The 16,128-nt window shown below is 66.4% G+C and carries 10 protein-coding genes; 7 read left to right on the plus strand and 3 right to left on the minus strand.

Annotated features, from left to right (window positions below):
- From AC0KVN_RS24205 to AC0KVN_RS24225, 5 genes are all read left to right on the plus strand, one after another.
- Positions 1-1,461: a mannitol dehydrogenase family protein gene (locus AC0KVN_RS24205; protein ID WP_435567747.1), complete on the plus strand. Its 1,461-nt coding sequence runs from the start codon at positions 1-3 to the stop codon at positions 1,459-1,461.
- Positions 1,462-1,473: 12 nt separating this feature from the next.
- Complete coding sequence (gene galB / locus AC0KVN_RS24210; RefSeq protein ID WP_435567746.1) at positions 1,474-4,155, plus strand: beta-galactosidase GalB; 2,682 nt, start codon at positions 1,474-1,476, stop codon at positions 4,153-4,155.
- Positions 4,156-4,288: 133 nt separating this feature from the next.
- Complete coding sequence (locus tag AC0KVN_RS24215) at positions 4,289-7,153, plus strand: TonB-dependent receptor (protein WP_037507560.1); 2,865 nt, start codon at positions 4,289-4,291, stop codon at positions 7,151-7,153.
- A 390-nt stretch (positions 7,154-7,543) separates the two neighbouring features.
- Entirely contained in the window at positions 7,544-8,773 is a 1,230-nt protein-coding gene (locus AC0KVN_RS24220) for an SGNH/GDSL hydrolase family protein (protein WP_435567745.1), read from the plus strand.
- A 76-nt stretch (positions 8,774-8,849) separates the two neighbouring features.
- Positions 8,850-9,053: a hypothetical protein gene (locus AC0KVN_RS24225; protein WP_037521352.1), complete on the plus strand. Its 204-nt coding sequence runs from the start codon at positions 8,850-8,852 to the stop codon at positions 9,051-9,053.
- Here AC0KVN_RS24225 and AC0KVN_RS24230 read toward each other — a convergent pair.
- Positions 9,050-9,535: an Lrp/AsnC family transcriptional regulator gene (locus AC0KVN_RS24230; RefSeq protein WP_435567744.1), complete on the minus strand. Its 486-nt coding sequence runs from the start codon at positions 9,533-9,535 to the stop codon at positions 9,050-9,052. The two genes, AC0KVN_RS24225 and AC0KVN_RS24230, sit on opposite strands and share 4 nt — an antisense overlap.
- A gap of 98 nt (positions 9,536-9,633) precedes the next feature.
- Between AC0KVN_RS24230 and putA the strand changes: the two genes are divergently transcribed.
- Positions 9,634-13,242: a trifunctional transcriptional regulator/proline dehydrogenase/L-glutamate gamma-semialdehyde dehydrogenase gene (gene putA, locus AC0KVN_RS24235; protein ID WP_435567743.1), complete on the plus strand. Its 3,609-nt coding sequence runs from the start codon at positions 9,634-9,636 to the stop codon at positions 13,240-13,242.
- Between the two features lie 57 nt (positions 13,243-13,299).
- Here the strand turns inward: putA and AC0KVN_RS24240 are convergent, their stop codons facing one another.
- Positions 13,300-13,728, minus strand: a complete 429-nt coding sequence (locus tag AC0KVN_RS24240; RefSeq protein WP_435567742.1) for an organic hydroperoxide resistance protein — start codon at positions 13,726-13,728, stop codon at positions 13,300-13,302.
- A gap of 128 nt (positions 13,729-13,856) precedes the next feature.
- On the opposite strand from AC0KVN_RS24240, the gene AC0KVN_RS24245 reads away from it, so the two are divergent.
- Complete coding sequence (locus AC0KVN_RS24245; RefSeq protein WP_435567741.1) at positions 13,857-14,321, plus strand: MarR family winged helix-turn-helix transcriptional regulator; 465 nt, start codon at positions 13,857-13,859, stop codon at positions 14,319-14,321.
- On the opposite strand, the gene AC0KVN_RS24250 is transcribed toward AC0KVN_RS24245, so the two are convergent.
- The gene (locus AC0KVN_RS24250) at positions 14,272-15,939 is read right to left on the minus strand and encodes an FAD-dependent oxidoreductase (protein WP_483656442.1); all 1,668 of its coding nucleotides are present in this window, start codon (positions 15,937-15,939) and stop codon (positions 14,272-14,274) included. The two genes, AC0KVN_RS24245 and AC0KVN_RS24250, sit on opposite strands and share 50 nt — an antisense overlap.
- Positions 15,940-16,128: the final 189 nt, after the last annotated feature.

The following is a 16,128-nucleotide window of genomic DNA, read 5'->3' on the forward strand; positions in this document are numbered from 1 at the left end:
GTGACCCGTCTATCGTCCGCCACGCTCGCCGGCCTGCCCGCCGATATCGTCCGTCCCGGCTATGATCGCGCGGCGGTCCGCCCCGGCGTCGTCCATCTCGGCATCGGCGCCTTCAACCGCGCGCATCAGGCGGTCATCTTCGATGATGCGCTGATCGCTGGCGACCTGCGCTGGGGCGTGATCGCCGCGTCGCTGCGTTCGCCCGGCGTGCGCGACCAGATGATGCCGCAGGATTGCCTCTACACGATGCTGGTGCGCGATGGTTCGGCCGAGCAGGCGCGCATCATCGGTGTGGTGAGCGAGGTACTGGTCGCGCCGGAAGACCCGGCCGCGCTGGTCGCCGCGCTCGCCGCGCCCGACACCCATATCGTTACCCTCACCGTGACCGAGAAGGGCTATAAGCTCGATCCCGCGACCGGCGCCCTGATCGAGGGCGATCCCCAGCTCGCCGCCGACCTTGCCTCGCTCGCCGCGCCGCAGACCGCGCCCGGCTTCCTCGTCGCCGCGCTGGCCGCACGCCGGGCCGCGGGCCTGCCGCCCTTCACCGCGATCAGTTGTGACAATCTGCCGCACAACGGCACGCGCCTGCGCAACGCTGTGCTGGCGCTCGCCGCCCGGCACGACCCGGCGCTGGCCGACTGGATCGCGGCGGAAGGGGCCTTCCCCGAAACCATGGTCGACCGCATCGTTCCCGCCACCACCGACGCCGACATCGCCGCGCTCGCCGCCCGGCTGGGCGTGGAGGATCAGGCGATGGTCAAGACCGAACCCTTCCTGCAATGGGTGATCGAGGACAAATTCTGCGGCCCACGCCCGGATTTCGGCGCCGGGGTCCAGGTCACTGCCGCCGTCGCCCCCTGGGAGGAGGCGAAGCTGCGCCTGCTCAACGGCGCGCATAGCGGCATCGCCTATCTCGGCGGTCTCGCCGGCATCGACCATGTCCATGAAGTGCTGGCGCTGCCCGAAGCCCGGCATTTCGTCGAAAGTATGTGGGACGAGGCGCAGACCACCCTGACGCCGCCGCCCGAACTGGACGTCGCCGCCTATCGCCGCGAGCTGATGGCGCGTTTCGACAATCCGACCCTGCAGCATCGCACCCGCCAGATCGCAATGGATGGCTCGCAAAAGCTGCCCCAGCGCCTGCTCGCCACCATCGCCGCGCGGCTGTCGGCAGGGCAGGGGATCGATGCCCTGTCGCTCGCCGTCGCCGCCTGGGTCCGCTGGCAGGCCGGCGTCGATGACCGGGGCGAAGCCCATGTCGTCGACGATCCGCTCGCCGCCGCCATCGCCGCCCGTCTGGCCGACGCATCCTCGACGCAAGCCCGTGTCGACGCGATCCTGGCCTTCGACGCCGTGGTGCCCGCCGACCTTGCCGGCAACGCCGCCTTCCGCGCCGCGCTGACCCGCTGGCTCGCGATTCTCGAAGCCGACGGTGCCCGCGCCGCGCTCGCTCAGCTCTGACGGGAGCCCCTGATGAAGACCCTGCGCACCATCCTGCTCGCCTCCTGCCTGCTCAGCCCGGCCACCCTGCTGGCTGCGCCGCGCGACAGCGTCTCGATCAGTCGCGACTGGCGCTTCACCAAGGGCGATCCTGCCGGCCTGACCGAGGATCTGCGCTATGATGTACGCCCGCCCATTGAGGATGCCGGCGACGGCAAGGTGGCCGATGCCCGCCCCGACGCGGCGGTGCGGGTGGACGATAGCGGCGCGCGCGTGCTCAAGCCCTGGATCTTGCCCAGCGCCAACGCCTTCATCAATGATCCCGCCAAGCATCACACCCGTCCCGCCGGCAATCCGGGCGGCACCGTCTCCTATGTCCAGCCCGGCTTTGACGACAGCGGCTGGACCCATGTCGACCTGCCGCACGACTGGGCGATCGCCGGTCCCTTCATCAAGGACGGCCCCTATGGCGGCATGGGCCGCCTGCCCAGCTGGGGCATTGGCTGGTATCGCAAGGCGCTGACCATCCCCGCCAGTGACAAGGGCAAGTCGATCTTCCTCGATGTCGAAGGGGCGATGTCCTACGCCACCGTCTGGTTGAATGGAAAGCTCGTCGGCGGCTGGCCCTATGGCTATAACAGCTTCCGCCTCGACCTTACCCCCTATGCGGTGCCGGGCGGCCAGAACCAGCTGGTGATCCGCCTCGACAATCCCCAGGCGTCGGCGCGCTGGTATCCGGGCGGCGGCCTCTATCGCGACATCTATCTCACCACCACCAACAAGGTCCATGTCGGCCAGTGGGGCAGCATCGTCCGCACGCCGCAGGTCAGCAAGGCGCAGGCCAGCGTGGACCTCAGCCTCACCCTCGACAATGACGGCGACACCCCGGCGCAGGTCGAGGTGGCGACTGCCCTCTATGCGATCGACGCGACTGGCAAGCGCATCGGCCGCCCGGTCGCCAGCATCGCCCGCCAGTCCACCAGCATTGCTCCCCATGGCAAGGCGGAGCTGAAGGGCAGCACGATCCTCAGCAACCCGCGCCTCTGGGGGCCGCCGCCCACGCAAGCGCCCAACCGCTATGTCGCCGTCTCCACCGTGACCCAGGGCGGCAAGCTGATCGACAGCTACGAGACCCGCTTCGGCGTGCGCGACATCAAGTTCGATCCCGACAAGGGCGTGATCGTCAATGGCGAGCAGATCCCGCTGCGCGGCGTCAACAATCATCATGACCTGGGCGCGATCGGCGCCGCCTTCAACGCCCGCGCGGCCGAGCGCCAGCTCGAAATATTGCGCGACATGGGCACCAACGCCGTGCGCATGAGCCATAATCCGCCCGCGCCCGAACTGCTCGAACTCACCGACCGCATGGGCTTCCTGGTGATGGACGAGGTGTTCGACAGCTGGGAGAAGAAGAAGACCCCGCACGACTTCCACCTGATCTTCCCGGATTGGCATGAGGCCGATGCGCGCGCCATGCTGCGCCGCGACCGCAACCATCCCTCGATCATCATCTGGAGCATCGGCAACGAGGTCGGCGAACAATATGATGGCGAGGCGGGGGCGAAAATCGGCCGCGAACTGGTCGCCATCGCCCATCAGGAAGACCCGACCCGTCCCGCCACCAGCGCGATGAACTATGCCAAGGCGGACATGCTGCTGCCGACCACCGTGGACGTCATCAGCCTCAATTATCAGGGCGCCGGCATTCGCGGCATCGTTGGCCAATATCCCGCCTTCCGCGCGAAATTCCCGGACAAGCTCATCCTGTCCACCGAAAGCGCCTCGGCCCTTTCCAGCCGCGGCGAATATATGTTCCCGGTCGCCGGCGCGATCAGCGGCCCGGTCCGTCCCTGGTCCGGCGGCAATCCCGACACGCATCAGGTTTCCGCCTATGAGATGCACGCCGCCGATTTCGGCTCCTCGCCCGACCGGGTCTGGGCCGCCGATGACCAGAATCCCTATGTCGCGGGCGAGTTCGTCTGGACCGGTTTCGACTATCTGGGCGAACCGACCCCCTATTACACGTCGCGCAGTTCCTATTCCGGCATCCTCGATCTCGCCGGTTTCCCCAAGGACCGCTTCTGGCTCTACCAGGCGCGCTGGCGGCCCGACCTCAAATTCGCGCATATCCTGCCGCACTGGACCTGGCCTGACCGCGCCGGCCAGATCACCCCGGTCCATGTCTTCTCCTCGGCCGACGAGGCGGAGCTGTTCGTCAACGGCAAGTCGCAGGGCAAGGTCAAGAAGCGCGATTATGAATATCGCTTCCGCTGGGACTATGTCGTCTATGAACCGGGCGAGGTGAAGGTCGTCACCTGGAAGAAGGGCCATCCCTGGGCGACCGAGACGATCCGCACCGTGGGCGAGGCGGCGAAACTGTCGCTGACCGCCGATCGCTCCGCCATCGCCGATGACGGTCGTGACCTCAGTTTCGTCACGCTCAAGATCCTCGACAACGACGGCAATGTCGTCCCCGCCGCCAAGCAGGACATAAGCTTCTCGATCGAGGGACCGGGCGAGATTGTCGCCACCGACAATGGCGACCCGACCGATCTGACCGCCTTTCCGTCGCATGATCGCAAGGCTTTCAACGGCTTGGCGCTAGTGATCGTGAAGGCCAAGCCGGGCGAGAAGGGGCGGGTAACCGTCCGCGCCAGCGCACCGGGCCTGACCGCGGCGCAGGCCGTCGTCAGCACAAATGCCACAGTCCGCTGAAAATTAATAACGTTACCATTTTCGTCCGTCCCATATCTTGACAATTGGGACGGGCACTTTATTGGTCTGCATCTGATAGCGCTACCAGATACGCCCACCGGATAGTCGGGGGCAGCGCTCGGGGAGAGGTTGTATGAACGTTTCACGCCATCATAATATCCGTGCGGCCCTGTTCGCCGCATCCGCCTTCGGTGCGCTGGGCCTGGCCCAGGCCGCCGCTGCGCAGGATGCCGCTGCACCGGCCGAAACCGCCGCCGCGCCGCAGGACAGCGAAACCGCCGACATCGTCGTCACCGGTATCCGCGCCTCGCTGGAAAGCGCCACCAACGCCAAGAAGAATGCGGTTGCGTTTGGCGACTCGATCTTCGCGGAAGATATCGGCAAGCTGCCCGCCACCAACCTCGCTGAAACGCTGAACCGCATGCCCGGCGTGCGCCTCAACCGCGACATCAACGGTGAAGGCACCCAGGTCGCGATCCGCGGCCTTGGCCCCAGCTTCACTCGCGTGCTGCTCAACGGTTCGCAGCTTCAGGTCGCATCGGATGGCGGCACCAACGGCGGCAGCGCCAACCGCGAAGTCGATCTCGACTTCTTCCCGTCGGAACTCTTCACCCGCCTCGACCTCGCCAAGAGCCCGTCGCCCTCGACGCTCGAAGGCGGCATCGCCGGCACCGTCAACCTGCGCAATGCCCGTCCCTTCGACAAGGAAGGCACCCATGTCACCGTCGTGGCGCAGGGCCAATATACCGACAATAACGACAAGTTCAGCCCGCGCGGCGCGATCGTCGCCAGCCACACCACCGACACGTTCGGCATCCTCGTCGGCGTTGCCGGCGTGAAGACCAAGACCCGCGTCGATGGCTTTGAATCGGTCGGCTGGACCGACGGTAATCTCGGCACCGGCGACGCCGGCGGCAATAATTTCTCCTGGGCCTCGGTCGTTCCCAACAATACCGGCCATGGCCTGGTCGCCGGCCAGCCGGTCGATGTCGTCGCCACGTCGGGCCTCACCCGCGACCAGCTCAGCACCGCACTGATCCCGCGTCTTGGCCGCAAGAGCCTGACCGAAGGCGATCGCTCGCGCATCTCGGCGCTGGCCTCGCTCGAATGGCGCCCGTCGGACGAGCTGCATTTCGCCCTGGACGGCATCTGGGCCAAATCCAAGCGCGATTACAGCAAGGTCAACATGAACTGGCAGGTCCGCAACTCGGGGCCGGGCACCAGTGCCCAGTCGACCGGCGGCATGGTGCCGATCGACCTGACCGTCGATGACAATGGCGTCGTCACGAGCGGCACCTTCGCCAACTCCTCCTATTTCCTCGAAGCCAGCCTGTTCAAGCAGACGACCAAATTCTGGAACGTCAACCCGAGCGTCAGCTGGCAGCCGACCGAGGATCTGAAGGTCGACCTCAGCGCCAACTGGTCGAAGAGCCGCTTCTTCCGCGAACAGCCGACCTGGGCGTTCCAGACCACGCCGCAGTCGGGCGTCGAAACCTATTATGACAATACCGGTGGCGACTATCCGTCGATCACCAGCAATCTCGACCTCAACGATCCGAACAACGGCAGCTGGCAATGGTATCGCCAGAATATCCAGCTGGTCCGTCGCAAGACCGAGACCAAGGGCGCGCATCTCGACGTGACCTATGGCGATGACATGTTCAACGTGAAGGTCGGCGGCGCCTATGATCAGGCGACCCGTTCGATCCGCGCCTATGACAACAGCACCGCCTATCAGCTGTCGGTCTGCGGCACTGGCTGCACCGGCGCCACCGGCACCGTGCCGACCAGCGCCATCGCTCAGTATCTGCGCAGCTCCTCGACCGCCGGCTTCATCGTGCCGGACTTCGATGCGCTCAAGCAGGCCACCAACTATGCCAGCTATCGCGACAGCGCGCCCGAAGCACGCGGTGCCGTCACTGGCGGTGCGACCGGCGACATGGATGAAAAGGTCTGGGGTGCCTATTTCGAACTGAACGGCGTCACGACCATTGCCGGCCGCGACCTGCACATCAACACCGGCATGCGCTACGCCCACACCGACCAGCTGGTCGTCGGGCCGAGCCAGGTCGGCACGGCGATCGTCGACATCACCTCGTCCTCGACCTACGAAAATTTCCTGCCGTCGATCAACCTGACCTATGATGTCGCCGACAATGTGAAGCTGCGTGCGTCGGCCTCGCGGACGATGACCCGCCCGGATGCCGGCGCGATCCTGCCGGGCATCACCTTCTCCGATCCTTCGGCGCTGACCGCCACGGCGGGCAACCCGAACCTCAAGCCCTACACCTCGGACAATTATGACCTGGGCGGCGAAATCTACACCGGCGGCATCGGCTATGTCGGCGTGTCGCTGTTCATGAAGAATATCCAGGGCTTCACCGTCACCACCTCCGAACAGGTTGCCTTCGGGTCGCTCAACATTCCGTTCGACAGCCTGATCTCGACGCAGCAGAACGCCCTCAACGACCGGTCGCTCCAGACCGGCATCCCGGTCGCTCAGCTGCCGATCACCGTGAACCGCCCGGTCAACCTGCGCGATCTCAAGATCAAGGGTATCGAAGCGACCTGGGTGCAGCCGCTCGACTTCCTGGTAAAGGGCCTCGGCTTCTCGGCCAACGGCACCTATCTCAAGCAGTCCTCCTCCTCGGGCCTGGTCGCGACCGGCGTGTCGCCCTGGAGCTACAACCTGCAGGGCTTCTATGAAAATGGCGGTCTGTCGGTCAGCGTGAACTATGTCTGGAATGACGAGGCGATCGCCGTGAACGGTCCGCAGAACGGCATCAACGGCGCCGACCTCAAGTCCGACGCCCGTGGCCAGCTCGACATGTCGGCCGGCTATCAGCTGCCCTTCTTCAACAAGGCGCTGCGCCTGACGCTCGATGTGCTGAACATCACCGACGAGCCGATCCGCACCACCTTCGAATATTCGAACGCGGCCTATTCGGTCTATTATCCCGGCCGCACCGTGCTGGCCGGTATCCGGGCCAACTTCTGATCCTCCCCCAGGGATGCACTGACAGGGCCGGCGGCAACGCCGGCCCTTTTTCTTGGGAGTCGTTGGGAGCGCGGTTCGGCGTAGGGCAGGGCCTTCCAATGTTGGAGGATATTTGGTCTACCCTTGGCCATGAACCCGTCCTCGCTGATCCCTTTGCCATGACCTTGTCGTGACCCGATCGTCGCGTCCCTGTCGCCTCATGGGCGCGTCACTGGCGCGTGGCCATGACCCGGGTGTCGCGTCACCGGCGCGTCGCAGGTCGCGGCCGGCCCGGAAAGGCGCGGAAATGCGTCAACGCCTGCCGCACGACACTGTGAACTTCGATACCGTGATCCTCATATGCCCATTTTGGGGACGCGCCGCCCGCCATCCCCGACCGAAAGGAAGCCGATGATCCGCCCCTTGCTCGCCAGCCTGCCGCTGGCAATGCTGCTGGCCCAGCCCGCCATGGCAAAGACCTGCACGCCGACCTGGGTGTCGGGCTGGGCCTCCTCGCAATTCCGCCCGACCGGCGACGCGGCACTGCCGGCCGGCACGCTCAAGGACCAGTCGCTGCGCCAGATCGTCCGTCCCTCGATCGCCGGGGACCGGCTGCGGGTACGCATCTCCAACCTCGCCGGCACCTCGCCGCTCCATATCGCCGGCGTCAGCATCGCCCGTGCCCCCGCCAGCACATCGCCGGCGATCGATCCCGGCACGCTCATTTCGCTGCGTTTCGATGGCAGCCCGGATCTGATCGTACCGGCCGGCGCCGACTATCTCTCCGACCCGGTGTCGCTGCCGGTCGCCGCGCTCGACAATATCGCCATCACCATCCGCTATCAGGGCGAACCGGAACAGACTTCGCATCCCGGCTCGCGCGCCACTTCCTGGCATCTGCCCGGCGATCATCTGACCGACACGGCGATGGCGGGCGCCGCCTCGTTCGATCATTGGTTCAATCTAGCCGCGCTGGAGGTCGAGCGCTGCGCGCCCGCACGGCTGGTCGTGGCGCTGGGCGACTCCATCACCGATGGCAAGGGATCGACCACCAACGGCAATGATCGCTGGACCGACCGGCTCGCCCAGCGGTTGCAGGCGGACCCCAAGCGCCGCGACATCGCCATCGTCAATCAGGGGATCGGCGGCAACCGGCTGCTGAACGACGGGCTTGGCCCCAATGCGCTGGCCCGGCTCGACCGCGATGTGCTGGCCCAGCCCGGCGTCACCCATCTGGTCTTGCTGGAAGGGGTCAATGATCTTGGCACGCTGACTCGCGACGCCCCGGTCAGTGTCGCGGATCACAAGGCCCATGTCGCCCGCATCATCGGCGCCTATCGCCAGATCATCGCCCGCGCCCATGCGCGCGGGATCAAGGTGATCGGCGCCACCATCATGCCCTTCGTCGGCAATGCCTATTATCATGCCGATGCCCAGAATGAGGCGGACCGGCAGGCGGTCAATGCCTGGATACGCGCGCCGGGCCATTTCGACGGGCTGGTCGATTTCGACCGCGCCACCCGCGATCCCGCGCGCCCCGACCGGCTGCGGCCTGCTTATGATGGCGGCGATGCCCTCCATCCCAATCCGGCCGGCTATCGCGCCATGGGTGACGCCGTGCCGCTGGCCCTGTTCGATTAACATGCATTAACCGCGTGATCCCGATCACGCGGATTTTACGTAAAATCCGCTACGTTTCCCGCGAAAGGGATGACGGGTGATCGAAAAAGCGCCGAGGAAATATCGTCTGCAGGACTATGCCAATGCAGAGGCTGACGTCGCGATCCGCAGCGATCAGGATGTGCTCGACATCTGGCGTTCGACCACCGACTATCATCGCCTGACCCCGCATCAGAAGGCGGCGCGGGCCGAGCTTCAGCGGCGCGGCATCCGGGTAGAAGGGCCTTCGGTCCCGCGTTAACGGCGCGGCCGCTTGCTGCCCGATTCCAGCACCGTCTCCATTGCCACGAAGGTCGATGTGCTGGCGACATGGGGCAGGGCGGAAATCTTCTCGCCCAGCACCATGCGATAGCGGCGAATGTCGGACGTGCGGACCTTGAGCAGATAGTCGAAATTGCTCGCCAGCATATGGCATTCCTCGACCTCCGGGATGCGCCTTACCGCCGCATTGAACTCGCGCAGCGCGCTCTCTCGCGTGTCGCTCAGCTTCACCTCGGTAAAGGCGACATGGTCCATCCCCAGCTTGGCCGGATCGACGATCGCGCGAAAGCCGCGAATGACGCCACTCTCCTGCAACCGCTTCAACCGCACCTGGCAGGGCGTCTTGGACAGGCCAACGCTGGCGGCCAGATCGGTCACGGTCGTGCGGCCATCCTCGACCAGCGCGGCGATGATACGCCGGTCGAACTCATCCATTTCGACCATAGCGGGCTTGTTGCTCATGCAATTTGCCTATCATGCTGCCATTAATAAGTCACTTTGACATTTATCGGGGCATTCATAAGACGGAATGAAATGCGCCGATCGGATATTCTGGTCGCATGACCGACCAGCATCCCTTTGCCGCCTTCGCCCCCGCCATCCGCGACCAGTCGCCGCTGCGCCGGGCGATCACCGCCGCCTATCGCCGCGACGAGGCTGAATGCCTTGCCCCGCTGCTCGACGCGGCGACCTTGCCCGACGCCACCCGCGCCGCCGTGGCGGACACGGCGCGCCATCTGGTCACCACCCTGCGCGCCAATCACAAGGGCACCGGGGTCGAGGGGCTGGTCCAGGAATATTCGCTCTCCAGTCAGGAGGGCGTGGCGCTGATGTGCCTTGCCGAAGCGCTGCTGCGCATTCCCGACAATGACACGCGCGACGCCCTCATTCGCGACAAGATCGCCGATGGCGACTGGAGTTCGCATCTGGGCGGCGGCAAGTCTTTGTTCGTCAACGCCGCGACCTGGGGCCTGGTCGTCACCGGCAAGCTGGTTGGCAGCGTCGATGATCGTGGTCTGGCGGCGGCGCTCGCCCGTCTGGTCGCCCGCGCCGGCGAGCCGGTGATCCGGCGCGGCGTCGACCTTGCCATGCGGATGATGGGCGAACAGTTCGTCACCGGCGAGACGATCAAGGAAGCGGTCAAGCGCGCCAAGGAACTGGAGGCCAAGGGCTTCGCCTATAGCTATGACATGTTGGGCGAGGCGGCGACCACCGCCGCCGACGCCGCGCGCTATTATGCCGATTATGAAAAGGCGATCCACGCCATCGGCAAGGCGTCGGCCGGTCGCGGCATCTATGCCGGCCCGGGCATCTCGATCAAGCTGTCGGCGCTCCACCCGCGCTATGTCCGCGCGCAGGCCGACCGGGTGATGGGCGAATTGCTGCCGGCGGTGAAGCAGCTTGCGCTGCTGTCGAAGCGCTACGACATCGGCCTCAACATCGATGCGGAGGAGGCGGACCGGCTCGAACTCTCCCTCGACCTGCTCGAAAGCCTGGCGCTCGATCCCGACCTTGCCGGCTGGGATGGCCTTGGCTTCGTTGTCCAGGGCTATGGCAAGCGCTGCCCCTTCGTCATCGACTGGATCATCGATCTCGCCCGTCGCGCCGATCGCCGGATGATGGTGCGCCTGGTCAAGGGCGCCTATTGGGATGCGGAGATCAAGCGCGCGCAGGTCGATGGCCTCGCCGATTTCCCGGTCTATACCCGCAAGGTTCATACCGACGTCGCCTATGTCGCTTGCGCCAGGAAGCTGCTGGCCGCACCCGATGCCGTCTTCCCGCAATTCGCGACCCATAATGCCCAGACGCTCGCCACCATCTACCAGATGGCCGGGCCGGACTTCGCGATCGGCAAATATGAGTTCCAGTGCCTGCACGGCATGGGCGAGCCGCTCTATGAACAGGTCGTCGGCAAGGACAAGCTGGACCGTCCGTGCCGCATCTATGCCCCGGTCGGCACGCATGAGACCTTGCTCGCCTATCTCGTCCGCCGCCTGCTGGAAAATGGCGCGAACAGCAGCTTCGTCAACCGCATCGCCGATCCGGATGTCTCCATCGAGGAGATGATCGCCGACCCGGTCGAGATCGTTCGCGCCATGCCGCATCCCGGCGCCCGGCATGACCAGATCGCCGCGCCCGCCGGCCTCTATCCCGATCGCCGCAATTCCGATGGCATCGACCTCAGCGACGAGGGCGCGCTCGCCACGCTGACGCAGGCGCTGCAGCATAGCGCCACCATCGCCTGGACCGCCGCGCCCGAGGGCGGGGAAGGGGAAGCGCGCCCGGTCTGCAATCCCGCCGACCATCGCGACATCGTCGGCACCGTCTGGGAAGCGAGTGCCGACCACGCCCGCGCCGCCGCGATCCGCGCCGCCAACGCCTGCTGGCCCAACACGGCCGTCGCCGATCGCGCCGTCCTGCTGGAGCGGGCGGCCGACGCGATGCAGGACCGGATGTCGGTGCTGCTCGGCCTCATCATGCGCGAAGCCGGCAAGTCGCTGCCCAACGCCATCGCCGAAGTGCGCGAGGCGATCGACTTCCTGCGCTATTATGCGGCGCAGGCGCGCGGCACCTTCGGCCCGGACCAGGCGCCGCTGGGGCCGATTGTCTGCATCAGCCCCTGGAACTTCCCGCTCGCCATCTTCACCGGGCAGGTTGCGGCCGCACTGGTCGCCGGCAATCCGGTGCTGGCCAAGCCTGCCGAGGAAACCCCGCTGATCGCGGCCGAAGCCGTGCGCTTGCTGCATGAAGCCGGCGTGCCCGGCGACGCGCTGCAATTGCTGCCCGGCGACGGCCGGATCGGCGCTGCGCTGGTCGCGGCGCCGGAAGCGGCGGGCGTCATGTTCACCGGCTCGACCGAAGTCGCCCGGCTGATCCAGCGCCAGCTTGCCACCCGCCTGTCGCCCGCCGGCAAGCCGATCTCGCTGATCGCCGAAACCGGCGGCCAGAATGCGATGATCGTCGACAGTTCGGCGCTGGCGGAACAGGTGGTGGCCGACGTCATCGCCTCCGCCTTCGACAGCGCCGGCCAGCGCTGCTCGGCGCTGCGCATATTGTGCCTGCAGGAGGATGTCGCCGACCGCACCCTCACCATGCTGAAGGGCGCGCTCAGGGAATTGCGCATCGGCCGCACCGATCGGCTCGCGGTCGACACCGGCCCGGTCATCACGGCCGAGGCGAAGGCGGGCATCGAACAGCATATCGCCGCGATGCGCGCGCTCGGCCGGAAGGTCGAGCAGCAGGAACTGCCCGAAGAGGCGGCGCACGGCACCTTCGTCGCGCCGACCATCATCGAACTGGACAGCATCGCGGACCTCACCCGCGAGATATTCGGCCCGGTGCTGCACGTCATCCGTTTCCGTCGCGAGCGGATGGATGCGCTGGTCGATGCGATCAACGCCACCGGCTATGGCCTGACCTTCGGCCTGCACACCCGCCTCGACGAGACGGTGGCACGCGTCACCGCGCGGGTGAAGGCCGGCAATATCTATGTGAACCGCAACGTCATCGGCGCGATCGTCGGGGTTCAGCCGTTCGGCGGGCGCGGCCTGTCGGGCACCGGACCCAAGGCGGGCGGACCGCTCTATCTCGGCCGCCTGACCCGCACCGCGCCGGTCTTTGCCGAGCGGGTCGGCTATCTCGCCTCGCCGATCCATGATTTCGTCAGCTGGCTGGAAGCGCAGGACGATCATGAGGCGGCGGCGGTCGCGCGCCATTATGGCGATGCGTCGGCGCTCGGCGTCGAACTGGCGCTGCCTGGCCCGGTCGGTGAGATGAACCTCTATGCGCTGCATCCGCGTGGCCTGCTGCTGCTGCGTCCGGGCACGCGGCGTGGCCTGCTGGCCCAGATGGCCGCCGTGCTGGCGACCGGCAATCGCGCGGTGATCGAGGGCGCGCCGCTGCCACAGGGCCTGCCGGCCAGCGTTGCCGCTCATTTCCTCGCCCAGCCCGACGCGCCCTTTGCCGCGATGCTGGTGGAGGGGGACGCCGACCAGATCCTCGCCGCTACCCAGGCGGTGGCCGAACTGGATGGGCCGATTGTCACCGTCCATGCCGCCGCGCCGGGCGACGAGCGCGCCTGGCATCTCGACTGGCTGCTGGAGGAGGTGTCGACCTCCATCAACACGACCGCCGCGGGCGGCAATGCCAGCCTGATGATGATCGGCTGATAATGAAAAGGGCGGCCTGCACGGGCCGCCCTTTTTCTTTGTCGATAATATCGTGCGTCAGGCGACGCTCAGGCGCACCTCGATATTGCCGCGCGTGGCGTGCGAATAGGGGCAGATCGTGTCCGCTTCGGCGACCAGCGCCTCGGCAGCGGCCTTGTCGACGCCCGGCAGGCTGATTTCCAGCGCGACGTCCAGGCCAAAGCCCTTGTCGCTGCGCGGGCCGATGCCGACCGTCGCGGTGACGCTGGCGTCGGCGGGCACGCGGGGCAGATCCTTGTTCTGGCTGGCGGCGAACTTCATCGCGCCCAGGAAGCAGGCGGCATAGCCCGACGCGAACAGCTGTTCGGGATTATTGCCCTGGCCATTGCCGCCCAGTTCCTTGGGCGTGCCCAGCGTCACCGCGAAGCTGCCATCGGTGGTTGCGGCCTTGCCGTCGCGGCCGCCGGTTGCGGTGGCGCTGGTGGAATAGAGGATCTTGCTGCTCATCGATCGGTCCTTTCGTTTAATCATCTGCGATTAAATCGCGTGCGATCTATATGTGCCTGCCGACGTGAGTCGTCAACCCTTGCGATCATATCGCGTGCGATTTATATTTCGGGGCAAGGAGTATCGCCATGAACACCCCCGCCATGACTGCCCAAGATACCGCGCGCGGCGCGCTCGATGATTTTCTCTGCTTCGGCGTCTATTCGACCGGGCTTGCCTTCAACCGGCTCTACAAGCCGCTGCTCGATCGCTACGGCCTCACCTATCCCCAATATCTGGTGATGGTGGCGCTGGCCCGGCGCGATGACCAGACGGTCGGCGAACTGGGCGGTCAGCTCTTCCTCGAATCCAACACGCTGACCCCGCTGATCAAGCGGCTGGAGGCGGCGGGCTTCGTCACCCGCCAGCGCGACACGGCCGACGAACGGGTGGTGCGGGTGCGCCTGACGCAGCAGGGGCAGTCGGTGGCGCAGGACGTATCAACCTGCGTCCCCGCCGAACTGATGGAGGCCGTCGGCATCTCGATCGAGGAAATCGCCGCGCTCAACCAGTCGCTGGTGACGCTGCGGGAGAAGCTGCAGCGGGCGGCCTGATCGACCCGTCATTCACATGACTCCAGATGCGCGAGATCACGACCGATCCTTCGCCCACGGCAGAAGCGACGCGCTTCACCGATCCGGCGCGCACGTCGCCGACCGCGAAGATGCCGGCGCGGGAGGTTTCATAGGGGGAGGGGGCATCGACCGCATCGCCGGTCAGCACGAACCCCTTGTCGTCGAGCGCCACCAGTCCCGACAGCCAGCCGGTATTGGGCGCCGCGCCGACCATGATGAACAGGGCGCAGCAGGCGATCTCGCGCGCGCTGCCATCGGCGTGACGGATGGTTACCGCGTCGAGCTGCACATCGCCATGCAAACTGTCAATTTCGGTGTCATAATGGATGGTGATCGCCGGGTCGGCCTCCAGCCGGCTGGACAGGTAACTGGACATCGACAAGGCGAGCGAAGGCCCGCGCACCAGCAGATGGACATGGCGCGCGCTGCGGCTGAGGAACATCGCCGCCTGGCCGGCGCTGTTGCCGCCGCCGACCACCACGGCTTCGGCCTGGCGGCAATAGCGCGCCTCATTCTCGGTCGCGGCATAATAGATGCCGGCCCCCTCCAGCTCGGCGAGCCGGTCGATCGGCAGGCGGCGATATTCGACGCCGGTCGCGACCAGCACTGCGCGGGCGCAGATGCGCTGGCCATTGTCGAAGACGCCGCAATAATGGCCGTCGCCGGTTTCCTCCAGCGCCGTCACCCGGCGCGGCATCAGGAAGCGGGTGCCGAACTTCATCGCCTGCACCTCGCCGCGCCAGACCAGGTCGGCGCCCGAAATCCCGGTGGGAAAGCCCATATAATTTTCGATCCGGCTCGACGTGCCGGCCTGACCGCCGATCGCGATATCCTCCACCACCAGGGCGTTGAGCCCTTCAGCCCCGGCGTAGACAGCGGCCGCCACGCCGGCTGGTCCGCCGCCCACGATCAGCAGGTCGACCGTCTCATTCTCGGTAAAGCCGCGATCGAGGCCGAACAGCCGGGCGACCTTCTCGGGCGTGGGATCGGCAACGACATTGTCGCGACCGAAGATCACGGCAGGCTGGTCCGCCTGCGCCCCGCAACTGGCAGCGACCCGCCGGGCATCGTCGCTGCCTAGCGCGTGGGATGTGTAGGGCAGGCGGTTGCGGCTGGCGAATTCGGCGATGCAGCGCACCGCCCGATCCTCATCCTCGCCGATCAGCACCAGGGTGCTGTCGCCCATGTCGAGCTGCCGCCGGCGCCGCGCCGCCAGAACGGTGATGATGATGTCCGACATTTCCGGGATCGCCGCCATCAGGCGCAGCATCGCCGGGCGCGGCACTTCCAGCACGCGGGTATCGCGCACCGCACGCATCGGGATCGACCAGCTGCCGCCGCCCAGGAAGGAAATCTCGCCCATGAACTGGGTCGGCCCGATGGTGGAGGGGACATGCCGCTCCTCGCCGAACGGGTTGACCACCTCGATCTCGCCATCCTCGACATAGATGAAGCGGTCGACCGGGTCGCCGGGCCGGACGATATAGGTGCCTGCGGGATAGATGGCCTCGCTGCCTTCGGCGCGCAGCGCCGCGACATGTTCGGCCGTCAGCGGCACACGCTGCATCTCCCGCAGATCGCGCCCGATCGTTTCCATCGCCGGCCTCCCGCCACTCCGTGTCGCGCGATGATGGCAATGGCACAGCCTGTGCGCAATGGTCGCGGGCGCTCGGGATGCGATCTGGCGCATCAATAGGTTGATCTCGATCAGCCCTGGCGCTCCGGCGCAAGGTGGCGCTTGCTTTCGTGCGGAAATGCCCCTTAGTCGGCACCTCCGTCACGGCAA

The sequence above is a fragment of the Sphingobium sp. SG1 genome (genome assembly GCF_057063145.1).

Excerpts from the sequence above, each read along its gene's own strand:
- galB (WP_435567746.1), top strand. The coding sequence starts at position 1,474 with ATGAAGACCCTGCGCACCATCCTGCTCGCCTCCTGCCTGCTCAGCCCG.
- AC0KVN_RS24215 (WP_037507560.1), top strand. The coding sequence starts at position 4,289 with ATGAACGTTTCACGCCATCATAATATCCGTGCGGCCCTGTTCGCCGCA.
- AC0KVN_RS24220 (WP_435567745.1), top strand. The coding sequence starts at position 7,544 with ATGATCCGCCCCTTGCTCGCCAGCCTGCCGCTGGCAATGCTGCTGGCC.
- AC0KVN_RS24230 (WP_435567744.1), bottom strand. The coding sequence starts at position 9,535 with ATGAGCAACAAGCCCGCTATGGTCGAAATGGATGAGTTCGACCGGCGT.
- putA (WP_435567743.1), top strand. The coding sequence starts at position 9,634 with ATGACCGACCAGCATCCCTTTGCCGCCTTCGCCCCCGCCATCCGCGAC.
- AC0KVN_RS24240 (WP_435567742.1), bottom strand. The coding sequence starts at position 13,728 with ATGAGCAGCAAGATCCTCTATTCCACCAGCGCCACCGCAACCGGCGGC.
- AC0KVN_RS24245 (WP_435567741.1), top strand. The coding sequence starts at position 13,857 with ATGAACACCCCCGCCATGACTGCCCAAGATACCGCGCGCGGCGCGCTC.
- AC0KVN_RS24250 (WP_483656442.1), bottom strand. The coding sequence starts at position 15,939 with ATGGAAACGATCGGGCGCGATCTGCGGGAGATGCAGCGTGTGCCGCTG.